This is a genomic window from Chitinophaga sp. XS-30 (assembly GCF_008086345.1).
In the GTDB taxonomy this organism is placed as follows: domain Bacteria; phylum Bacteroidota; class Bacteroidia; order Chitinophagales; family Chitinophagaceae; genus Chitinophaga.
The window spans coordinates 5794380-5817565 of sequence record NZ_CP043006.1; the positions used below are offsets into that span (position 1 = coordinate 5794380).

The window sequence follows — 23186 nt, forward strand, 5'->3', positions numbered from 1 at the left end:
AACAAGCCGTATTTCACTACATCATTTCCACATCATATTTTTCCAAACCGTTGTTTTCCAGTAAATTCAGGTTACATCATTACTACATCATTACCACATCAGGTCCAAAATGAAAAAACAGCTGATCATTTCAGCCTTGTTACTGCTACAAGCCAGCTATGCCATTGCTCAAAACACGCCCGGTATTCCCCTGGTCGTCAACTATCACAAGGCGCTGTATCATGGAGGCAGCCGTACCTGGGATATCAATCAGGACAGTAACGGGATGATGTATTTTGCCAATGATGAGGGACTGGTCACTTTCAACGGCAGCTTCTGGAAACTATTCCCTCTTCCGAACAAAACCGTTCTCCGTTCCATGGCCATCGACTCCGCTAACCGGATTTACGCCGGCGGGCAGGATGAGATCGGGTATTTTGAAACCGGCGGTAATCACACGCTCCGGTACACCTCTCTCAAAAAGCTGCTTCCCCCGCAATACCGGGAGTTCGCGGATGTCTGGAACACCGTCATCTTCGGCAAATCCGTTTTTTTCCGTATTACAGACCGGATCTTCAAACTGGACAATGAACGGATCGAGGTGTATCTCCCTACAAAGGAGTGGTATTTTCTGGGGAAGGCAGGGAACCGGCTTTTTGCGCAGGACCGGGATAACGGCCTGCTGGAATACCGGAATAACCGATGGGTCCCCCTTGAAAATGGCCATTTACTGCAAGACGTGATGGTGGTTTCCATTCTTCCAACCGGAAATGGTGATTGTAGTATTGCCGCGCTAAATAATGTATCTTTTTCGCTGAACGGAAATGTCATCAGCCGCGTACAGCAAATTCCAGCCAAAGACATGTACACCCCGCTCACTTTACCGGTCAATGATTCGGAATACGTGACGGCCACAGCGCTGGAAGGATGCCTGATCAGGGATGCCGGTCACCGCCTGCTCCAGCGGATCTCAGTGGCCGAGGGTCTTCAAAATAACAACGTAACCTCATTATTTGTTGATAAAGACAAAAATATCTGGGCAGGCGTTGATAATGCGGTAGCATTTATCAACTATAATTCCCCGATCAAATACATCCGCCCGGATATTGTCAGCGATGTCATCGGTTATTCCACCCTGATCTTCAACAACAAGCTCTACCTCTCTACCTCCAATGGCGTTTATGCAGCTCCCCTTCCCGGCAACAACGCCGGCCCCGGCCTGCTGAAAAGCCATTTTTCCCTTATCCGCAACAGCGATCACGGCGAGGCCTGGCAACTGGAAGAAGTGAACCAGCAGTTGCTGGTCACCCATAACAAGGGTGCCATGCTCATCAAAGACGAGGTGGCCGTCCCTATTTCAAAAGGTACAGGCTCATGGAAGTTCCTGCCCCTGTCTTCCGTTTACCCGGTACAACATATACTGGTAGGCTGTTACTGGGGGATAGACCTGCTGCGCTTCAAAGATAACCGGTTCGAATATGCCGGAAGGCTCAAGGGCCTGTCGGACTCCTATCGTTTTCTGGTGCTGGACCAGCGTGGGAACATCTGGGCATCGCACCCCTACCGCGGCATATACCGCCTTCACCTCTCGCCGGACAGCATGCAGTACACCAGCCGGCTCTTTACCGCAGCCGACGGGCTTCCCTCACCTTTCAACAATTACGTTTTCAGGATAAAGAACCGGGTGGTATTCTCCACGGAATCAGGAATTTACGAGTTCAATGAGGATGCCGGGAAATTTGTGCCCTGCTCCTTTCTCTCCGTCTTCGACGGAATGGCCATCCGGTACATGAAAGAGGATGCGGAAGGCAATATCTGGTTTTGCAGCGGCAACAAGGTAGGCGTTGCCCGATATACAACGGACAGTACAAAGCGCCCCTTCGCTATCACCTACTTTCCGGAGGTGGAAGCGCATATCCTCTCGAAATTCGACAATATCTATCCGTATAACCCGGAGAACGTCTTCATCGGTTCTGAAAAAGGGGCCATTCACATCAACTTTAAAAAATATGTTTCCCAGAAACGCCCCCTGACGGTGTTCCTGAACCAGGCAAAGGCCATCGGGAAAACAGACAGCGTGCTCTCCAACGGCTTCTTCTATAAAAGCGGCGCGGGGGCCTCTTCACCGAAGCAGCTGGAGATACACACGCTTCCTCCCCGGCTCAATGCCTTCCATTTTGAATACAGCGTTCCCGCCTACGGTTCGGCCAACGTCATCGAATACAGCTACCGGCTGAAAGGATATGAGCAGGAATGGTCCGCCTGGAGCAACAAGACGGAAAAAGACTATACCAATCTGCCTGCAGGCAGCTACACCTTTGCGGTAAAGGCGCGGGACAACCTGCATAACGAATCCGAAGCGCTGGAATACGCCTTTATCATCAGCCCGCCCTGGTACAAAAGCGCCTGGGCCTGGGCAGGTTACGCCGCTATTATCATCGCCGTGTTCTACCTGCTGACCCGGGAACACCAGAGAACCCTGATCCGGCAGCAGCGGAAATTCGATGAGAAAAAAAGGCAGCTGGAATATATCCATCAGCTGGAGCTGGAGAAAAATGAGAAGGAGATCATAGCACTGCAGAACCAGAAACTGGCCAGTGAAGTGGCGCTCAAAAAAAAGGAGCTGGCCAGCGCTACCCTGCGTCTCGCGGGAAATACCGACACGCTGAGCAAGCTGAAAGACCAGGTGTCCAGGCTGAACCACGCCAGTGACAGCGAACACGAAATGAAGAAGCTGATGGCGCTGGTAAAAAGCGCGGAGAGCAGCAATGCGAACTGGGACGAGTTTGCCGCGCATTTCGATGAAGTGAACAACGATCTGCTGAAGAAACTGAAAACAAAATTCCCGAACCTGTCTCAAAGCGATCTGAAGATCTGTGCGTACCTGCACCTGAATTTCTCGTCCAAGCAGATATCGCAGCTGCATAACATTTCTGTGCGGGGCGTGGAGATCCGGCGTTACAGGATCAGGAAAAAACTGGGGCTGGAAAGCAACCAGTCTTTCAGCAGTTTTCTGGACAGTTTGCAGTAATACATATCAGTTCTGCTTTATACTGATCCGGTATTTTTGGTATGATCCGCCCAGTTGACAGGCCAGGTCTATTCTTTCCAGAGGTAAGGAAAAAGGATGAGCGCCAGGGCGATCACCAGTATATCCATCCCTCCCAGGAGGAGGAACATGCCGGGCAGGCCCGGCTGTACCACCGGGGTGAGGGCGCCCCGGGAGATATTGGACAGCAGCATCAGGATGGGCATTACCAGCGGGAAGCCCATAATGGCCATGAGGGCGGCATTCTGGCTGGCCTGGGCCGCAATAGCCGCCAGCATTGTGAACAAGAGCGACAGGCTGATGCCGCCGAGCAGCACAACACCGAGGAAATACAGGGGGTGAATGATGGGATTGCCCAGGAACAGGATGCAGCATACCAGGGAAATCACGCTCATGAACATCATCAGCAACACATTATAGATCAGTTTTGCGGCGATGAAGTAACGCGGATGAACCAGCGAATAATAGTACAGCAAGCGTCCCCGGCTTTCCTGCAGGAAACTTTTAGCCACGGCATTCACGCAAACGAAGAGCTGCACCACCCAGAACATGGCATTCCAGATATTTTCCTCCGGCTCTTTCACCATCAGGTTGATCACAAACACGGTGGAGAACACATACAGCAGGATGCCGAACAACGCGTGGCGCTGCCGCCATTCCAGCAGGAGGTCTTTTTTAACGAGGGCGATGATCCGGGAGACAGGTTTCGTTTTCACGGGATCAAAGATACTATTACAGCGCCGGAAAAATCTAAATCCCTTAACTTTAGCCCCTATGAAAAAAATCGTAGTAGCCAACCGGGGCGAGATCGCCCTCCGCGTTATGCGCTCGGCAAGAGAAATGGGCATCCTTACCGTAGCTGTTTTTTCTGAGGCCGACCGGCTGATGCCTTTTGTTCAGTATGCAGATGAAGCGGTGTGCATCGGTCCGGCCCCGTCCAGCCAGAGTTACCTGTTGGGAGACAAGATCATTGCCGTGGCCAGGGAAACGGGGGCTGATGCGATCCATCCGGGCTACGGTTTCCTGAGTGAGAATGCCCGGTTCGCGCAGATGGTGGCGGATGCAGGGTTAACGTTCATCGGTCCCGCTGCGGCCTCTATCGAGATCATGGGCAGCAAGCTGGCCGCAAAGCAGGCGGCACAGCAGTTCGGCGTACCGATGGTCCCCGGCACGGAAACACCGTTGCGAAGCGTGGAAGAAGCAAGGGAAGTGGTAAAGAAGACCGGGTTCCCGATCCTCATCAAAGCGTCCGCAGGCGGCGGCGGCAAGGGGATGCGGGTAGTGCAGCAGGAAAGTGAGCTGGAGGAGCAGATCCGCCTGGCCAAAAGCGAGGCGCTGAGCGCTTTCGGGGATGATGCGGTTTTTATCGAGAAATATGTGGGCGCTCCGCGTCATATAGAGATACAGGTGCTGGGGGACCAGTTCGGCAATTGCGTGTACCTGTTTGAGCGGGAATGCTCCATTCAGCGGCGCCATCAGAAGCTGGTGGAAGAAGCACCCTCCTCCTGCCTTACGCCGGCCATCCGGGAAGCCATGGGCAAATGCGCAGTGGATGTGGCCAGGGCCTGTAACTACTATGGCGCCGGCACTGTGGAGTTCCTGGTAGACGAGCAGCTCAATTTCTACTTCCTGGAAATGAATACCCGCCTGCAGGTGGAACATCCCGTCACGGAAATGATCACGGGGCTGGACCTTGTGAAGGAGCAGATACGTATTGCCAGGGGCGAGCAGCTCTCCTTCACGCAGGAATCCCTCCGGATCAACGGCCATGCCATCGAGCTGCGCATCTGCGCGGAAGATCCGGCCAACAACTTTCTGCCGGATACCGGTACCCTGCATACCTACATCCGCCCCCAGGGGTACGGCGTGCGGGTAGACGATGGGTATGAGCAGGGCATGGAGATCCCCATTTATTACGATCCCATGATCGCCAAGCTCATTGCCTGGGGCTCCAGCCGCGAGGAGGCCAGGGAACGGCTGATACGCGCGATAGATGAATACCGGGTGACCGGCATCCGCACCACACTGCCTTTCGGCAAATGGGCGTTACAGCAGGAAGCTTTTATCAGCGGCCGGTTCGATACGAATTTCATCAACAAATATTTCACGCCGCAGGCGCTGGAAACAACGGATGAAGATGCTGCCAGGGCAGCGGCCATACTAGCGGCACAGATCTGGCAGCAGGCAACGCCCGTGGCGCAGGCGGTTGCCCCGCAGGAGGCCCGGGGGGCCAGGTCGCAATGGAAAAAAAGGAGAACCTTTTAAGGCGCGGCCGGCAGCCGTTAAGGAACTCATACCCACGGAGGCGGGAATCAGCACCTGGGGCTAGGGATACGGCAGCCCAACAGCAAATATTATCATATATAGTATGTTAAAAAATACCGTAATCTTTTCATATTAGCGTGAAGGGCTTATCTTTGCCGCGTTCAAATCAGCAATGAAGCAGTTGATCCTTAACATACTGGCCTTCTTTTATAAGCCTTTCTCCCGGGTAATGCCTTTCCAGACCTTCCGCTACCTGGCCTGCGGCGGCGGCAATACGCTGCTGGATATCTTCCTGTTCTTTATCAGCTACAACTTCATCCTGAACAAGGAAATGCTGCATCTGCCTTTCCTGACGATCAGTCCGCATATCGCGGCGGTGCTGATGGCCTTTATTGTCAGCTTTCCTACGGGTTTTCTGCTGAACAAATACATTGTTTTCTCCGAATCCAACCTTCGCGGGCGCGTACAGCTGATCCGGTATTTCATACTGGTGGGCATCTGCCTGCTCTTCAACTATATATTCATGAAATTCTTTGTGGAGGTCTGCCATTTTTACCCGACCATTGCAAAGATACTGACAACCATACTGGTGGTATGTTTCAGCTATATCACGCAAAAGAAGTTCACCTTCAAGGTAAAGGTGGAGGTTGACCGGTAAGGTCACCGTACATATTCGTAACAATGCCTGCACCTGGGCTCGTACAGGTCTTTCTCTCCCAGCAGCACCATATTTTTGTCAGCGCTCGTCCGGTAGGAATGCGTGGCGATATTGCCGCATTGCACACAAATGGCGTGAAGCTTCGTGATGTAATCCGCCTTGGCGAGCAGGTTGGGAATGGGGCCGAAGGGTTCGCCCTGGAAATTCATATCCAGCCCCGCCACGATCACACGCATACCGCTGAGCGCCAGCTGATCGCAGACATTGGGCAATTCCATATCAAAGAACTGGGCCTCGTCTATCGCCACCACATCCACCCCCTGCCCCAGCAACAGTATCTGCTGCGAGCTGTCCACCGGGGTGGAGAGTATTTTTGATTCGTCGTGCGATACGATGTTCTGTTCATCATACCGTACATCCATAGCCGGTTTGAATATCTCCACAGAGAGGTTCGCGATCTTCGCGCGTTTAAGCCTGCGGATCAGTTCTTCCGTTTTCCCGGAGAACATCGAACCGCAGATCACCTCTATCCAACCTCTGCGACCTCCTGTAAGAGAAGGTTCAATAAACATATTATAGTATTTTGATTATTAAATTGTTAAAATAGTATAACTTAGTGCAATTAAAATAATTTCTACCAGATGACGTTAACAATTAAGGCATGGAAAAGATAAGTGCATTAATTGACAAATTGCAGGAATTGAAAAATTCCGATGCGGGTTTACAGACCATCTCCTACTACACGCAGCTGCTGCAGGCGGAGATCCTCCACCAGCGCAATCTGCAAAGGCAGCAGGAAACGAAGGGGCACAGACATGTAGCGGTCATTTTACCTGCGCATACGCCTGCGCCCGCCGCGGGGAATGCAGCTGCTGTTTCACAGGATATGGCCACGCAGAACGGTTATGCGCAGCACAAAGTGCCGGTGAAACCCCGTCCGCAGGAACAGGCCGCAACACTGTTCGACCCACCGCAGGAACGGCAGCAGGAAACGCCTGTGCACAAGCCTGATCATCTGCATACCGCCACGTCTTCCCATCACGATCATAACGCCGGAACGGCGCAACAACCGCCGGTACCTGCTTCCCGTCATGATCATGACGCTGGCAAGGCAGCACAACAACCGGTTACACCGCCTTCCCATAACACCGGCAGAACAGAACATCCGTACGTGCCGCAACAACAACCGCCGTCAACACCTTCTTATAACAACACCGGCAATGCCATGCATCCGCATGCACCGCATCAACCGGCTCCGCCTGCTGATAAAGACTATAACACCGGCCAGTCACCGTCATCCCCCGCTGAAGCTCCGAAAACGAGCCAGGCGCAAGGCAACAAACCAGCCGCAGATGCGCCTACCGGCATCCGCAAGGAACTGAACGAGCTCATCTCCAAAAGTGCCCCCTCCCTCAATGACGCCCTGCGCAACAACGGGAAAGTGGAACTGGCAGACCGGCTCGGGCGGCATGGGCATAAAAAATCTGAATGAGGCCATCGGCATCAATGACAAATTCCAGTTCATCCAGGAGCTTTTCCGCAGCGACAAAACGATGTACGAACGGTCTGTCAAGACCATCAACGAAAGCACATCCCTGCTGGAAGCGGAAAACTGGATCGAAAGGGAACTGAAGATAAAACTGGGCTGGGAAGAAAGTGATCCGCTGGTGAAACAGTTCTACACGCTCGTCAGAAAGCGTTTTTCCTGATCATTATCCATCTCCCGGCCGGCAAACGCTATTCCTGCACGACCGTCAGGAAGCCTTTTTCCTGAATATAATCCATCACCTTCCGGGTAGCCCCCTGGTGCTCTTCCACAAAACGGGTATTGATCTCCGCCGTCTGCCGGTAGTAGTATTCGTCCCGCAGCGCCGCAATGTTCCGCTGAAGCCCCTCCACATTATCTATTACCATAGCGCCTTTGAGCTGAACAAGCATCCTGGCTTCATGGTACTGGTGGTACACCGGCCCGATGATCACCGGTTTGCCATAGGCCGCCGGTTCCAGCAGGTTGTGGATGCCCGCTTTCCCGAAACCTCCTCCCACATAGGCAATACGCCCGTAGTTGTAGAGGGCGGACAGCATCCCCACGTTATCGACCAGCAGCACGGCATCCCGGGTGCTTTGTCCACATACGGAATAACGTACGGCATCGGGGAACAAGGTTTCGATCTGTTTCAGGCGGGCTTCGCTGATCTCATGCGGGGCAAGGATGAGCTGGCGGTTTTGCCGGCCGCCGTTATACCACCATTCCGCCAGCAGCTTCTCGTCTTCCTCCCAGGTGCTGCCGGCCACCAGCACATTGTCCGTATGCAGGAAGCGCCGGACATTGGGGTACCTCACGGGATTGTTGCGCAGGGCCCATACCCTGTCAAAACGTGTATCTCCGGCGAGCGTAACGTGCTGGATGCCGATGTTGTGCAGCAGGGTAAGGGAATCCTCATCCTGCACGAAGAGATGGTCCATTCCCTGCAACAACCGCCGGAAAAGGCCGCCATAGACCCGGAAAAAGGGCTGGTCCCGGCGGAAAATGCCGGAAATGAGCAGCACCGGTATGTTGCGGGCATTCAGACCGGACAGGAAATGATGCCAGAACTCGTATTTGATGAAAATGGCCAGCCGGGGTTTCACCAGGTCCAGGAAGCGCCGGGCGTTCTCCGGGGTGTCCAGCGGCAGGTAACAGACGTAATCCGCCCCAGGGTAGTCTTTCCGCACTTCATATCCGGAAGGGGAAAAGAAGGTCAGCAGGATGCGGTGGCCGGGATATTGCTCCCGGATGGCTTCGAGCACGGGCCTCCCCTGCTCGAATTCCCCCAGGGACGCGGCATGCACCCATACCACAGGCTGGTCCCCCTCCATGGCCGTTGCCAGCCCGGGCCACATATTCCGGCGCCCCTCCAGCCATAAAACGGCCTTTTTGTTATTGCCAACACCAGCGGCAAAGCCCGCAGCCGCCCTATAGAGGCGAATTCCCAAATTGTAAAACAAGATCGATAAACCCACAGAATTGATACTTAACTCAATAAATAGAATACCTGACAAAGATAGTCCCCTTGCCTATCCCAATTTTTGTAAATTTGCGGACTCTAAAATAAAAGATATCCTCGATGGTTCCTATTCAGATGGTGGATCTCAAACGCCAGTATAGTAAAATTAAACCGCAGGTAGACGCAGCGATACAGGAAGTGCTGGAAAACGCCGCTTTCATCAATGGCGCCCCGGTGCAGCAATTTTCCCGGGAACTGGAGCAATACCTCGGCACAAAGCATGTGATCCCCTGCGCAAATGGTACCGACGCCCTGCAGATAGCCATGATGGCCCTGGGCCTGGAGCCGGGAGACGAGGTGATCACCCCTTCCTTTACCTTCATTGCCACAGCGGAAGTGATCGCCCTGCTGCGCCTGAAACCCGTGTTCGTGGATATTGATCCAAAAACATACTGTATCAGCCCGGCAGCGATAGAAAAGGCCATCACACCCAAAACAAAAGCCATCGTACCGGTACATCTGTACGGCCACAGCGCGGATATGGAGCCGATCATGGAGATCGCTCGGCAACATGGCCTGTACGTCATAGAAGACAATGCACAGGCCATCGGCGGCCATTATACCACAAAAGCAGGCATCACCAAAAAAGCAGGCACCTTCGGGCATATCGGCTGCACTTCCTTTTTCCCCTCCAAGAACCTGGGTTGTTATGGGGACGGCGGCGCGCTTTTCACAGATGACGATGCCCTGGCCGCAAAGATCAGGATGGTAGCCAATCACGGCCAATCCCAGCGCTATTATCACGATGAAGTGGGGGTAAACAGCCGGCTGGATACGATGCAGGCCGTAGTGCTGCGCATCAAGCTGCAACTGCTGGACGAATATATCGCCGCCCGCAGGGCCGTAGCCACAGCATATAACGAGGGTTTTGCCAATATCCCGCAGATCGTCACCCCTTACCAGGCCCCCAACCAGCTGCATGTGTTCCACCAATATACTTTGCAACTGGAAGGCGCGGACCGCAATAAGTTACAGGCATGGCTGCAGGAAAAACAGGTGCCGGCCATGATCTATTATCCCGTACCGGCCCACCGCCAGAAAATGTTCGCGGGCATGACAGACCTGGAAGAACATCTGCCGGTGACAGACAGCCTGACCGGCAAAGTAATATCCCTGCCGATACATACGGAAATGGATACCGACCAGCTAAATCACATCATAGAATCAGTTAAATCATTTTTAAACTAAGCCCCGCATGAAAATTACCGTAGTAGGAACCGGCTACGTAGGACTCGTTACCGGAACCTGTTTTGCAGAAACAGGCAATGATGTTACTTGTGTAGACATTGATATCAACAAAGTCAACAAGCTCTCCGCCGGCCAGATCACGATCTATGAGCCAGGCCTTGAAAAGTTATTTGAACGTAACCTGAAAGAAGGGCGTTTGCATTTTACGATCAACCTGGCAGAGGGCATCCGTGAAGCACAGGTGATCTTCCTGGCATTACCCACTCCTCCGGGAGAAGACGGTTCCGCTGACCTTTCCTACATCCTCCGCGTGGCAGACCAGCTGGGCGAACTGATGCAGGACTATAAGGTGATCGTGGACAAAAGCACCGTTCCCGTAGGCACGGCAGACAAAGTACATGCGGCGGTGCTGAAAAGCGCCAAAGTGGAATTCGATGTGGTGTCCAACCCCGAGTTCCTGCGCGAAGGCGTTGCCGTGGAAGACTTCATGAAACCCGACCGTGTAGTGATCGGCACCTCTTCCGAAAGGGCGCGCAAAGTGATGGGCGACCTGTATGCTCCGTTCGTACGCCAGGGCAACCCTATCATTTATATGGATGAGAAATCCGCCGAGCTGACCAAGTACGCGGCCAACTCTTTCCTCGCCACCAAAATATCCTTCATGAACGAGATCGCCATCCTTTGCGAAAAGCTGGGAGCGGACGTGGATATGGTACGCAGAGGCATTGGCAGCGACGACCGCATCGGCAAACGTTTCCTCTTCCCCGGCATCGGCTACGGCGGCAGCTGCTTCCCGAAAGATGTGCAGGCGCTGGTGAAATCCTCCCAGGAAGTGCAGTACGACTTCCGCATCCTGGATGCCGTGATGGACGTGAACGAGAAACAAAAACTCTTCCTGCTGCCGAAGATCAGCGCCTATTACAAAGGCAATCTGAAAGGCAGGCACTTCGCGCTGTGGGGCCTGGCATTCAAACCCAATACAGACGATATCCGCGAAGCGCCGGCTTTATATATCATCGACGCCCTGGTGAAAGAAGGCGCCACCGTTTCCGTATTCGACCCGGAAGCCATGGCCAATGTTAAAGGGGTGATCGGTGACAAGGTGACCTATGCGGAAAACCAGTACGCCGCGCTCGACAAGGCCGATGCACTGATCATCGCTACGGAATGGAGCGTGTTCCGTACACCTGATTTCGACAGAATTGCGGACACCCTCAAAGAAAAAGTGGTATTCGACGGCCGCAACCTCTTCGAAGTACCGCGCATGCAGGAACTGGGCTTCTTCTACGAAAGCGTAGGCCGTAAACCTTCAACCCTCTAATCCCTTACTATGACGAATAAACGTGTATTGATCACCGGTGCGGCCGGTTTCCTCGGCTCACATCTTTGCGACCGCTTCATAAAGGAAGGATTTCGTGTTGTGGGGATGGATAACCTGCTGACCGGCAACATCAAAAACATCGAGCATCTTTTCCCGCTGAAGAATTTCGAATACTATCATCATGATGTAACGAAATTCGTGCATGTGCCGGGCGAACTGGATTATATCCTGCATTTCGCCTCACCCGCCAGCCCGATCGACTACCTGAAAATGCCGATACAGACGCTGAAGGTAGGTTCCCTCGGTACGCACAACCTGCTCGGCCTCGCCAAGGAAAAGAAAGCCCGCATACTGGTAGCATCCACTTCCGAGGTGTATGGCGACCCGAACGTACATCCGCAACCGGAAGAGTACTGGGGCAATGTGAACCCCGTAGGCCCGCGCGGTGTGTACGATGAAGCCAAACGTTTCATGGAATCCATCACTATGGCCTACCATAATTTCCATGGCGTGGATACCCGCATCATCCGCATCTTCAACACCTACGGTCCCCGCATGCGCCTCGATGACGGCCGCGCATTGCCGGCATTCATGAGCCAGGCGCTTACGGGGCAGGACCTCACCGTGTTTGGCGATGGTTCGCAGACCCGCTCTTTCTGTTATGTGGACGACCTGGTGGAAGGCATCTACCGCCTGCTGCTGAGTGATTACCACCTCCCCGTGAACATCGGCAACCCGGCGGAAATATCTTTGCTGCAATTTGCGGAAGAGATCATTGCGCTCACCGGCACAAAGCAGAAGATCGTGTTCCATCCCCTGCCGAAAGATGATCCCAAACAACGCAAGCCGGACATCACCAAAGCAAAACAATTGCTGGGCTGGGAACCGAAAGTGGACAGAAAAGAGGGGCTGAAGATCACTTACGACTACTTCAGGGAAGCATTGGGGAAATAATCCCGCTGCGGCGCAAATACTGCAAACGAGAGAAAATCATCAAAAAAGGGGCTAATCGCTTAAACGGCTGCCAACACCGGCAGCGGCCCAAATAAAAGAGGGTGTTGCCTCAAAAGTGATGCTACCTGGTTTTTATTCAGGTACCTGATGGGAAGAGTTTTCGCTTACGCGGTTCTCAGCCCGTCAAATTACTTTTGAGGCAACACCCTTTTGCTTTTATACGGGGGCGGGTTAACAATTACCAGTTCTGGAAGAACAGGGCATAGTCATAAGCTATATTGGGAGCATTAGGATTATCTTCTTCTCCCCAGTCTACGATCGCGGTCATTAGTTTGGCATCGGGCAAGGGCTTGCCGGTAAAATTCGAGATGCTGCTCACGAATCCCTGGAAGGCATCTATATCATATCCATGTATCATTTCTCCGGTAGCGGCATCCCGCACGTCCATAAAAAAGGCCATATTCATCCCGTGTATAAACCGGAAAGATTTGTATTCGCTGAACACACCCCGCTTCAGCAGGAAACGCTGCATATAAGGTGTGTCTATTTCCCATGTTGCCATGTTGAACCCGAAAAAATCCACAAAGATGGAATCCGGAAATTTCGGGTGCATGTAGATCAATTGCAGCTTCGTCATATCACGGCTCTCGGGGTCAGGTTCTGCTTCCCCCTCGCCGCTGGTCACCACCGGTTGCCCGCCTGGCTGCAATTGCAATAACCGCAAAGCGGTTTTATTGGTAACGGATACCATGGTATCCAGGATCACGAGCTTTTCCGCTCCTTCTTTCACCACAAGATGCGCACTGTTGGCGGTCAGTGCAAACCGTTTCATGATAATATTGTGCCTGCCTTCCGGATCATTATAGATCAGGCTGTCTGTGAGCAGGCCGCCATTCAGTTCAACGGCATAGGGCACGCCCGGGTTGGGGTTGTAGGCCCAGCTGATGGTAACGTCTGCGTACTGTAACTGTTCCTGGAAAACGCCTTCTTTCTGGCAGGCGGTCAAAAGCACCAGGAGTGCGAAAAAAGCAATGTTGATTTTATGCATGTTCGGATATTTTCTGTTTAAAGTACAGGGCAGGCAAGTACCTGCCCTGTATTCAGTTAATTCATCACCACTCGGATGATTACTGCATCTTGATCCATCCGCTGCCTGAAGCATAACCAGCCTGAATCCAGTTTACACCGGCAGGGGTTACAGCACCACCTTTCATCGTCAGGGAATCATATGTAAAACCGCAGTTGAGCGGTGTCAGGCCGCAGTACTGTGTGCCGGTGTTGGCAGCCGCAGCATTGGGGGTTAACGCAGCAGTGGTGAAATAGAGCAACGGATTCACAGGGAATTCGTTGGTCAGGCCCAGTGTTGCGATAGTTTCAGCAGTAGTGCTGGAGTGCGGAACAAATGTGGCGAACGGTGTCACACATGCCTGCACGTTGTTGTTAAACAGGTAAGTTTTGGTCACATTTGTACCGCACAGCATGCTGGTATCCAGCGATGCGATAGTGGTAGCGCTTTCCATTCTGATACCGGTGGGGTAACCGTAGATCACGGAATTACGGATCACCGCCAGTGAATTGTTGCGGAGGCGCACGCCGTTGAGCAGCTGGTTGGCTGTGGACACGGTACAGTTGTTGGCGCCCACCATGGTCATGTTGGAGATCACGGGACGAGTGGAAGCACCATCGCTTTCAATGCCGTTGGAATTGCTTGCAGCATACTCCACACTCGGATTGATGATGGATACGATGAACTGCAGATTGCCCTTGTAGCCGAAGTCGAAATCGAACTGGTCGTCGTTATTGGCATAAGAGAACAGGTATTTACCGTTCACATCGCCACCGAAGAATTCGAAGCCGTCATCTGCGCCACGCAGTACCTGGATGTGGTCCATTGTAGTGCCGCAGCCTACACCGCCGAGGGTAAGGCCGTTCAGTTCGTTGCCTTCTTCAATTACAGCACCGGCGTACTCAATACGGATGTATTGCAGTGTACCGGAATTATCGCCTGCTGTTGTTCCGCCATAAGTGAAATCAAGACCGGAAGGCACACCCGGGGGATCGATCCCTTCGATCTGCGCAACGCCAGTGGGTGTTGCGATAGGCGCATCACCCAGTACCACTACTCCACCCCAGTCGCCGGGAGCGGGAGAGGCTTCGTTGGAGGTAAAGATGATGGGGCAGGAAGCGGTACCGGGCGCTTCGATCGTAGCGGTACGGGTAATGATGAGGGCAGATGCATCCTGGGGCAATGTTTTCTTCACACCGCGGATAACAGTGCCGGGCTGGATCGTCAGGGCGCCACCTTTCACCCAGGTTTTGCCATCCAGCAGGTAGATCGTGTCTTTGTACAACGTGCGGTTACCACTGATGATATCCGGCAGATCTACGGGGCCATAATTCAAACCACAGGCGGAAACGGTGCTGCTGGAAGCATCCAGGTCACGGATCTCGGCCTGTTCATTTTTACCGTCTTTACGGCATGCAGCAAAAAGTAATGCTACTGAGAGAACAAGCAATGATTGTTGTTTCATAAAAAGTGTTTTCATAAAAAAGTTAACAATTGGAAATTTGGGTATGATGATGAATTAACTTAAAACCTGTAGCTGACCGTAAAGGAATAATTCGTGCCCTTCCTGGTCTGCTTGTGCCGCCAGTCTGTGGCAGCGTTGTAACCGAAACCCTTCGGATCGTCTGCATTATCGGCCGGCGCTGTGTCTGTCGGCGGCCGGGTATCGGGGCGTTTATTGAAATACTCGACATAATACTGGTTCAGCAGATCGCTGATGTTCATCCGCAGCTCCATCCGCTGTTTGAGCAGGCGTGCGCTTACCTGCAGGTCCAGCAGATCGCGGGGATTTTCGTAAGTATCATCATAGTCATCTATCCCGGCAAACAGCACCCTGCGCCCGAACCTGTTGTAGGTGATGTTCATCCCGATCACGCTGCCCTGGTAAGACAGGCCTGCATTGATGATGTAAGGAGAAAGCCCCTGCAGCGGCCTTTTCCGGTCGCTTTTCGATGAATCGGACGGCGGCAGCGGCTCCAGGCCCGACTGTACCCGCTGGATATTCACCGCATCATACGTCACCGTGCTTTTCATGTAAGCGAAATTGGCGCTGAGGTAAAGATTGTTGAGCAGCTTTGAGGACGGCCGGATGAAACCGAAAGAGCGCCGGTAATCCAGCTCAAAACCGATGTTTTCCGCATTCACGAGGTTGAAGTAAAACAGGTTGTACTTGTTGTCCGATTGCTTGTAAGACACCAGCTCCACCGGGTTATCGTATTTTTTGTAGAACCCGGTAATGGACAATACTTCTGCGGGATGGGGATACCATTCAAAACGGAGATCGGCATTATTCGCCACACTGGCCTTCAGCCCGGTAACACCTTTTACGGACTGCCGCATCCTGAAATCATAGTAAATGTAGGACGCCCGTTCACGGAAATCAGGCCGGGCCAGGGTTTTGCTGTAAGCCGCGCGTATATTGACCTTTGGAGAAAAACTGTAGATGATGTTCACGGAAGGCAGCCATTCCGTTTCCCGGTACCGCACCGTTGAATCCACATTCCGCACACCACCCTGCGTCAGCCGTACCACGCTGGTCACGTCCATCGTATTATCTTCCATCCGCACGCCGCCGATCACCCGCAGTTTCTCCAGCGGTTGCAGGTCTGCCATGATGTAAGCCGCATGCAGGGATTGTTTGCCCTTGTAATAATCCCCGGCGCTCAGGCCGGTAACGGTCACCGGCTGGTAGTAGAACAGGCCGGAGGCAAAATTTTCGGGGGTGAAGATCATGTAGTCCGGTTTCCCGTAACCGTACTTGTCCCCTTCCGCATTGCCGTAAAGGGTTGTGTTGAGCATCGGGGCGAGGGACACCTGTTCATAGTCCGCATCCCGGAAGGTGCCCCAGTAGCCGGTCTTGATCTTTTGTGTGCGATCGAGAAAGGTAAAGGGATAAGTGAAGTCCAGCCCCGCGTTCTTCCTTTTCTCTTTCATCCAGGAAGCGAACAGGCCGCCATCTTTGATCGTGGAAGATGCGGTGCGGATGTAATTGTATTTCAGGAGTTCCTTGCCGGTAAGGCTGTCGTACCCCTCAATGAGACCTGAGGAGTAGCGGGTGTCCGGCTGTTCCCGTTCAACGGAAGCCATATCCCCGAACCAGCGCAGCCTGATGCCGCGCGCACCCAGTACGTGCTCGCCTTCAAGCCTGCTCTGCAGGAGATCGCTGCTTTCCACCATGGAGATGTATTCGCGATGCATGCCGGTCATTCCTTTGTCTTCCGCCAGCTGGTCTATATTCACATGGCTGAAGCGGCGGTTGAGCACATTGCGCCAGGAGATCTTGTGGTTCTTTGCCTGGTAGGCCAGGTTGCCGATGGCGCCCATGGCAGTGATGAAGTTGTATTCCCTGGCGCCGTTCACGATGGTGGGGCTTTGCCGGAACCAGGCATCGTATTCCTCAATATTCTCTTCATGCCGGTAGCTGCCGGCCAGCACGAGGCCGAGGGTATTGCCGGCATTGAACTGCTTGCTGCGGCCCAGGGATAACTGGTACTGCTGCATGGGTTTGGCGGTATATTGATAGAGACCGTAGTTGTTGGGGACTTTTGCATTCATGGCAGCAGCGGAAGTGAAGTCCGCATCATTGATGTATTGCTGGTAAGTACCGGCATCCCATCCGTGCCTGAACCAGCGGCGGCCATCGCCTGCCGTGCCGGCATAATCACTGTTCATGCGGCGGGTGCTGTAGAAATCCTTTCCGGTGCTGATGCTGTTCCAGCCTGTACCGGCGCTTACCTGCAAAAAGTTCTCTTTCGGCACATCAATGGTATTCACCTGCACCAGGCCGCCGGTAAATTCTCCGGGCAGATCAGGCGTGGCGGTTTTGTTCACCACCACATTGTCGATCAGGTTGCTGGGAATGATATCAAATGCGAAGTTGCGGCGGTTAGGCTCTGTACTGGGCAGCGACGATCCGTTGAGCAGCATGTTATTATACCGTTCGCTCATGCCGCGCACAGTCACGAATTTATTGTCCTGCACGGTAAGCCCGCTTACCCGTTTCAATACCTGCGCCACATTATTGTCCGGCGTACGGCGGATCTGTTCCGCGCTGATGCCATCGCTGATGGCTACATTGTTTTTCTGGCGGGTGTACAGGGCGGCAATGGATTCACTTCTAGCGGAAGCCACCACTTCCACGCCCTTCAGTGTGCCTTTCTGCACCGCCAGGGTGATGCCCAGCTGAAAAAGGGCATCTCTTTTTATCTCCACGCTCCGCACCTGCTTGGAGGCATAACCGATGGAGCTGATGCTGATGGTGTAGGTACCGGCAGGCAGCCGGAGGCGGTATTCTCCTTTTACATCCGTGGTGGTGCCGGTGTTGCCGGCTTTGATGGTAGCGCCGATCACGGGGTCGCCGGACTGACTGTCCAGCACCTGGCCGTAGAGGGTGCCGGAAGTTTGCCGGGCCGTTTGTTGCTGTTGCCGTTTAACGAGAATGATATTGCCATCTATCTCTGTCACATACCCCGTGGTTTGCAAGGCCTGCGCCAGCAACTCCCGCAGGCTGACGTTTTTCACATCCACCGATATTCTTGTATCGGCATCTACTTCCTCCTTCACATAATTCACGACAAATCCTGTTTCCCTGCGGATCAGGTCAAACAATTGCTGCAGCGGGGCCTCCTGCAGGGTAACATTGAGGCGCCGGGCAGACTGGGCGGTAAGGGTGGTGCAGGATAGTGTCAGTATCACTGCCAGGACCGTTGTAAAAAAGCCATAACAAGGCCGCTCCCTCCGGAAGAGGGAAATTTTTGTAAATCTCTCCATGCTTGTGTGTTCTTGTTGCCGGCAGGCAAGCCGGTTTTATTTTAATAGATGATGATATCCTTGTTATTGACCTTGTATTTGAAATCCGCCATTTTTCCGAGTATCCTGATAATATCTTCCTGGCTGCGCTTGATGAAAATGGCATTCACATGTTTATTCAGCACAGATGAATCCCGTACCTCGAAACGCAGGCCGTAGTTATAGGCAAGATCACGGAAAACATCTTTCAACTGCTCGTTTTCATAGGCCAGTTCATTGTTCTTCCATCCGCCGATCATGCCGGTTTCCTTCAGCACAGCCTGGGAGAAGGCAACCTTGCGATCGTCAAAGGTTACCTGCACGCCCGGCGTCAGTACAATTTCCCGGCCGCCCTGCCTGGCATGAACGGACACCTTGCCCGTTTTCACCGATACCACGGTCCGTTGCTCCTCGCTGTATCCCCGGACATTAAAGGAAGTGCCCAGTACCTGTATCTTCACTTTCCCGGAGGTCACTATAAACGGGCGTTGTTCATCCTGCTCCACATCCAGGAATATCTCTCCTTTAACGAGCCGGACCTCGCGTACGTCTGCCGTGAATGTTTCGGGTATGTCCACTTCACTGCCGCCGTTCAGGCTGATGCGTGTGCCATCCGACAGGGTAATCATCTTTTTGACGCCGTCCGCCGTAACGATCGTTTTCCGGTCTTTTGCCTCCGCCACCATGCGGCTGAGGCGCGGTTGACTGATGAGATATCCGCCCAGCACCAGCAATCCCGCCACACAGGCGGCCTTGACAACGTTCCGCTTCCACCAGGGCGCTTCAGCGGCCCCTGTGGCGGCGTGGATGGCGCTGAGCGACCGGCGTTGCCGGCGGGCATCCACGAGCATGGGGGTGGTATGCTCCCACTCTTCTTCCGGGAAAAGCGCTGCGATATCCTCCTCCGTTGCAGTCTCCATCGCGCGAAGCCATGCAGCTTCCTCCCCGGGGCTCAGCTCCCCGTTCAGCCATCTTTGTATGATCTTGCGGTCCATACCCATAATACACATCACAGCATGGGGTATCCGCAGAAAAGTATATTATCTGAATGTTAAGGAATGGCTTAAGCCAGGTAGAACGTCATCAGGCATGAGGGCAGGGAACAAACAAGGTAGTGACCGGCCAGCAGGTTCTCCCGCAGGAACTGCAGGGTATCGCTGATATACCGTTCTACCGTACGGATATGAATACCCTCCTGCAAGGCGATCTCCCGGTAGGTCATACCCTGCTCCCGGTGCAACCGGAAACAGCGCTGGCGGACGGGACTGACTTTCTGCAGCACGGCATGGTAGCTTGATGCGAACTCTTTTGCATACAGGCCTTCCATGGCATTGTTCACCGCATACTGGCGGAAGGGCGTTTCATCCTCCGTATCCAGTTCCAGCATACGTTTCCGGTCTACCGCCTGTTTGCGCAGATAATTGAAGATGGTATTCCGCAGAATGGTAAAGAAGTAGGATTCGATGGACTGGTTTTCATCTACAGACCCGCGATGCAGCCACAGGCGGATATAGGCTTCCTGGATGATGTCGTCCTGCGCATTCCGGTGGAACAACATCTTTGACAGGTAAGCCATGGCTTTGGGGTAGGTGGCATGGTAGAACCTGTCAAAAGCTGACCGGTCCCCTTCCTTTATGCTGACTGCAAGCTGTTTCATACACAACAATTATTCAACGTCAATGATTTGTACGGGTGCTGCGGTGGCAGCGGCGCTGGTGGCGGACCGGAAAATGGTGCGTACCGGAATTTTGCGCAGGTCCTGCGGGACTCCGGGGAATGCGGGGCCGTAGATGATGGTCAGGGCCTGGCGCACCAGGGGATCTTCTCCCGTGCCGAAAGCGCCCAGCGGCAACGTGGCGGTTTCGCTGACGGGAAATTGCGGCTGCAGCCCGTTGCTGTAGCCACCCTGCCCGTTTTTATCCAGCAATTTGTACACGATGGGTTGCAGCGTCCACTCCACCTGCTTTGGCACCCGCCGGTCCGTGATCGTAAAGCTGGCCTCATCCTTTCCGGTAGTGGCCTCTCCTATCTGTATCACCGGAATGAAGGGCTTCAGGTTATGGATGACCATTTCCGCCGCGGACGCCGTAGCGCCGGTGGCCAGTATGAATACCCGCTGCAGCGGAAGCCGTCGCTGCTGCAACGCGGTATATTGTTTACCGGCTGCTGCGGGAGAAGTGTTCAATACCGCCTGCAGACTGTTGACCCGTTTGCCCTGCCGGTGGTTGCCTTCGTAAATGGCCCAGGTTTCCGCGGCCGTGAGCTTTTCCGCTATCATGCCGGCCATTTTTGCCGCGCCGGCCACACTGCCGCCGGTATTGTAACGGAGATCAAGGATCAGTTCACCGGCGCCGGCCTGTTTAAGTGCCGCAAATGCCTCCAGGAGCTTGTCGTCATAACGCTCGTCAAATGCATTGTAATAAAGGTATCCTGTGGTGATGCCGCCGGACTGGAAGGTGCGGGTGAGGCGCACCGGGTTTTCACCGAGATAGCCGGGATAAAGGGTCACCGTGTCCGCCGGGGACCAGGAGCCGTTGGCCGTGACCAGCTGCAGTTCTTCCGGGGCCTGCAGCCATTCCTGCACCTGTTCCACATTCCCCGCATGCATCTTTTCCCCGTTGACGGCTATGAAATAGCTGCCCCGCTCCAATCCTGCACGGGCTGCCGCACCGCCGCCATTCACATACATGACCACCCCGATGTACCCTTCATACCCTGACGGCTGTACCAGGGCATAGTGGAAACCATAAGTATGATAGGTGGATGAAGGCGGCAGCACATCCGCCTGATTGCTGATCCAGGAAAAACGGTCTTCCCCCGAAAGGAGGCTTTTGAAATATTCACCGGGACTAAGGGAAGCGTCTGTTTTGGCGGGGATCGCTTCATCCCAGTAATAGAACGTACGCATGCTGTCCAGTATCCAGCGGTTGATCTTTCCCAGGCTGTCCACCGGGTACGGCTCCGGAAGCTGCTCTTTCGGGGCACAACTTTGCAGCAACAGGAATGTACAGAGTTGAACAATGATGAAAACGGATGGCTTCACAGATCGGGCATTTGTACAAAATTTATATCTCTTTGCCCAACAAAAAAGAAAAGCGTGTGAATTTTATATTAAGTAATGCGCTTGCGGCCCTATCTTCCTGAACCTCAAATAACACTTGGTCAATCCCGCCCCGTTTTGTTAGCTTTGCAAACTGGAAATTTGCAGCCGGAAGTATAAAACACTGAAAATCATCCTCATTCATGAAAAAAACACTCCTTGTCACTGGCGGCGCCGGTTTTATCGGCTCACACGTCGTGCGGCTTTTTGTGAACAAATACCCCGATTACCTGATCGTCAACGGCGATGCGCTCACCTATGCCGGTAACCTCGAAAACCTGCTGGATATCAAAGACCAGCCTAACTACCGGTTTGAGAAAGTGGACATCGTTGACGAAAATGCAGTGAACGCCCTGTTTGAAAAATACCAGTTCGATGGGGTGATACACCTGGCGGCGGAAAGCCATGTGGACCGCTCCATCCTTGATCCCCTGGCCTTCATCCGTACCAATGTACTGGGCACTGCCGTGCTGCTCAATGCCGCCCGCAAATACTGGAAAGACGATATGGCCGACAAACGTTTCTATCATGTTTCCACAGACGAGGTGTACGGCACCCTGGGAGAAGAAGGCCTCTTCACGGAGGATACGGCCTACGATCCCCGCTCCCCCTATTCCGCATCCAAAGCCAGCTCCGATCATTTTGTAAGGGCTTATTATCATACTTACCATCTGCCGGTAGTGCTGAGCAACTGCTCCAACAACTACGGCTCTCATCATTTCCCGGAGAAACTCATTCCCCTCGCCATTCACAACATCAAAAACAGCAAGCCCGTGCCGGTGTACGGCAAAGGCGAGAACGTGCGCGACTGGCTGTTCGTGGAAGACCATGCACGGGCCATCGATACGATATTCCATAACGGACGTACCGGGGAAACCTATAACATCGGAGGCTTCAATGAATGGAAGAACATCGACCTGATACAATTGCTGTGCAAAGTGATGGATGAGAAGCTGGGCCGCGAACCGGGCACTTCCGCAAAACTCATCACTTTTGTAAAAGACCGCGCCGGGCATGATCTCCGCTACGCGATAGACGCCACGAAGCTGAACCGGGAACTGGGCTGGTCCCCAAGCCTGCAGTTCGAAGAAGGGCTGGAAAGAACGGTGGACTGGTACCTGGCCAATGAAGAATGGCTGCAGCACGTCACCAGCGGCGCCTACCAGCAATATTACGAGACACAGTACCAACAGCGATAAACAAACCAGCATGCCATTTATTGAAACAGGCATCCCTGACCTGCTGATCTACGAGCCAAAAGTGCACGGGGACAGCCGGGGATATTTTTTTGAAAGCTACAACGCCAATACCTTCCGGGAAGAAGGGGTAAACATCGTGTTTGTGCAGGATAACCAGGCCCGGTCCTCCTACGGTGTGCTGCGCGGCCTGCATTTCCAGCAGGAGCCGTATGCGCAGACCAAGCTGATCCGCACCCTGGAAGGCCGCATCCTGGATGTGGTGGTGGACCTCCGCACCGGTTCCCCCGCTTACGGGAAAGTATATACGATCGAATTATCCGCGGAGAACAAACGCCAGCTGCTGGTGCCCAAAGGCTTCGCGCACGGGTATTCCGTACTGAGCGAAACCGCGGAAGTGATGTACAAATGCGATAATTTCTATCATAAAGCAAGCGAAGGCGGCATCATCTATAACGATCCGGCTTTGCAGATCGACTGGGGCATTCCGCTGACGGAGGCCATTGTTTCGGAAAAGGACACCCTGCTGCCGGTATTGGCGGATTGCAGGCACAATTTTGTTTACAAGTCATAAC

Annotated in this window: 19 protein-coding genes; 10 read left to right on the forward strand and 9 right to left on the reverse strand. The window is 53.5% G+C overall.

Going from position 1 to position 23186, the window contains the following annotated elements:
- The first annotated feature begins 109 nt into the window (after positions 1-109).
- Positions 110-3010, forward strand: coding sequence for a triple tyrosine motif-containing protein (locus FW415_RS23315; RefSeq protein ID WP_148389510.1), 2901 nt, complete (start codon positions 110-112; stop codon positions 3008-3010).
- Between the two features lie 68 nt (positions 3011-3078).
- On the opposite strand, the gene FW415_RS23320 is transcribed toward FW415_RS23315, so the two are convergent.
- A complete protein-coding gene (locus FW415_RS23320; protein WP_246858846.1) occupies positions 3079-3744 on the reverse strand; it encodes a heme exporter protein CcmB in 666 nt (221 codons plus the stop codon).
- Between the two features lie 58 nt (positions 3745-3802).
- Between FW415_RS23320 and accC the strand changes: the two genes are divergently transcribed.
- Complete coding sequence (accC, locus tag FW415_RS23325; RefSeq protein ID WP_148389512.1) at positions 3803-5293, forward strand: acetyl-CoA carboxylase biotin carboxylase subunit; 1491 nt, start codon at positions 3803-3805, stop codon at positions 5291-5293.
- A gap of 172 nt (positions 5294-5465) precedes the next feature.
- A complete protein-coding gene (locus FW415_RS23330; RefSeq protein ID WP_148389513.1) occupies positions 5466-5951 on the forward strand; it encodes a GtrA family protein in 486 nt (161 codons plus the stop codon).
- A gap of 2 nt (positions 5952-5953) precedes the next feature.
- Here the strand turns inward: FW415_RS23330 and FW415_RS23335 are convergent, their stop codons facing one another.
- Entirely contained in the window at positions 5954-6523 is a 570-nt protein-coding gene (locus FW415_RS23335; RefSeq protein ID WP_148389514.1) for a thymidine kinase, read from the reverse strand.
- An 89-nt stretch (positions 6524-6612) separates the two neighbouring features.
- On the opposite strand from FW415_RS23335, the gene FW415_RS23340 reads away from it, so the two are divergent.
- Together FW415_RS23340 and FW415_RS23345 are read left to right on the forward strand one after the other, a co-directional pair.
- Positions 6613-7443 carry a hypothetical protein gene (locus FW415_RS23340; RefSeq protein ID WP_148389515.1) on the forward strand — a complete coding sequence of 277 codons (831 nt, stop codon included), beginning with the start codon at positions 6613-6615 and terminating at the stop codon, positions 7441-7443.
- Positions 7421-7660 carry a hypothetical protein gene (locus FW415_RS23345; RefSeq protein ID WP_148389516.1) on the forward strand — a complete coding sequence of 80 codons (240 nt, stop codon included), beginning with the start codon at positions 7421-7423 and terminating at the stop codon, positions 7658-7660. Before FW415_RS23340 ends, FW415_RS23345 begins: the two co-directional genes overlap by 23 nt.
- 28 nt (positions 7661-7688) lie before the next feature.
- Here FW415_RS23345 and FW415_RS23350 read toward each other — a convergent pair whose 3' ends face one another.
- Positions 7689-8927, reverse strand: coding sequence for a 3-deoxy-D-manno-octulosonic acid transferase (locus tag FW415_RS23350; RefSeq protein WP_148389517.1), 1239 nt, complete (start codon positions 8925-8927; stop codon positions 7689-7691).
- A 131-nt stretch (positions 8928-9058) separates the two neighbouring features.
- Here FW415_RS23350 and FW415_RS23355 point away from each other — a divergent pair, with 131 nt between their 5' ends.
- From FW415_RS23355 to FW415_RS23365, 3 genes are read left to right on the forward strand one after another with little or no spacing between them, the layout of a single operon-like run.
- Positions 9059-10186 carry a DegT/DnrJ/EryC1/StrS aminotransferase family protein gene (locus tag FW415_RS23355; RefSeq protein ID WP_148389518.1) on the forward strand — a complete coding sequence of 376 codons (1128 nt, stop codon included), beginning with the start codon at positions 9059-9061 and terminating at the stop codon, positions 10184-10186.
- A gap of 7 nt (positions 10187-10193) precedes the next feature.
- Complete coding sequence (locus FW415_RS23360; protein ID WP_148389519.1) at positions 10194-11507, forward strand: UDP-glucose/GDP-mannose dehydrogenase family protein; 1314 nt, start codon at positions 10194-10196, stop codon at positions 11505-11507.
- A gap of 9 nt (positions 11508-11516) precedes the next feature.
- Complete coding sequence (locus FW415_RS23365; protein WP_148389520.1) at positions 11517-12461, forward strand: UDP-glucuronic acid decarboxylase family protein; 945 nt, start codon at positions 11517-11519, stop codon at positions 12459-12461.
- A gap of 238 nt (positions 12462-12699) precedes the next feature.
- On the opposite strand, the gene FW415_RS23370 is transcribed toward FW415_RS23365, so the two are convergent.
- From FW415_RS23370 to FW415_RS23395, 6 genes are all read right to left on the reverse strand, one after another.
- Positions 12700-13509, reverse strand: coding sequence for a hypothetical protein (locus FW415_RS23370; RefSeq protein ID WP_148389521.1), 810 nt, complete (start codon positions 13507-13509; stop codon positions 12700-12702).
- Positions 13510-13588: 79 nt separating this feature from the next.
- Positions 13589-14992, reverse strand: coding sequence for a hypothetical protein (locus tag FW415_RS23375; RefSeq protein ID WP_148389522.1), 1404 nt, complete (start codon positions 14990-14992; stop codon positions 13589-13591).
- Positions 14993-15051: 59 nt separating this feature from the next.
- Entirely contained in the window at positions 15052-18297 is a 3246-nt protein-coding gene (locus FW415_RS23380) for a TonB-dependent receptor (protein ID WP_148389523.1), read from the reverse strand.
- Positions 18298-18338: 41 nt separating this feature from the next.
- Positions 18339-19310: a FecR family protein gene (locus FW415_RS23385; protein ID WP_168208955.1), complete on the reverse strand. Its 972-nt coding sequence runs from the start codon at positions 19308-19310 to the stop codon at positions 18339-18341.
- 68 nt (positions 19311-19378) lie between these two features.
- Positions 19379-19972 carry a sigma-70 family RNA polymerase sigma factor gene (locus FW415_RS23390; protein ID WP_148389525.1) on the reverse strand — a complete coding sequence of 198 codons (594 nt, stop codon included), beginning with the start codon at positions 19970-19972 and terminating at the stop codon, positions 19379-19381.
- A 9-nt stretch (positions 19973-19981) separates the two neighbouring features.
- Positions 19982-21358 carry a S41 family peptidase gene (locus tag FW415_RS23395; RefSeq protein ID WP_148389526.1) on the reverse strand — a complete coding sequence of 459 codons (1377 nt, stop codon included), beginning with the start codon at positions 21356-21358 and terminating at the stop codon, positions 19982-19984.
- Positions 21359-21558: 200 nt separating this feature from the next.
- Here FW415_RS23395 and rfbB point away from each other — a divergent pair, with 200 nt between their 5' ends.
- Both rfbB and rfbC read left to right on the forward strand, forming a co-directional pair.
- A complete protein-coding gene (rfbB, locus tag FW415_RS23400; RefSeq protein ID WP_148389527.1) occupies positions 21559-22614 on the forward strand; it encodes a dTDP-glucose 4,6-dehydratase in 1056 nt (351 codons plus the stop codon).
- Between the two features lie 10 nt (positions 22615-22624).
- Positions 22625-23185 carry a dTDP-4-dehydrorhamnose 3,5-epimerase gene (gene rfbC / locus FW415_RS23405; RefSeq protein WP_148389528.1) on the forward strand — a complete coding sequence of 187 codons (561 nt, stop codon included), beginning with the start codon at positions 22625-22627 and terminating at the stop codon, positions 23183-23185.
- Position 23186: the final 1 nt, after the last annotated feature.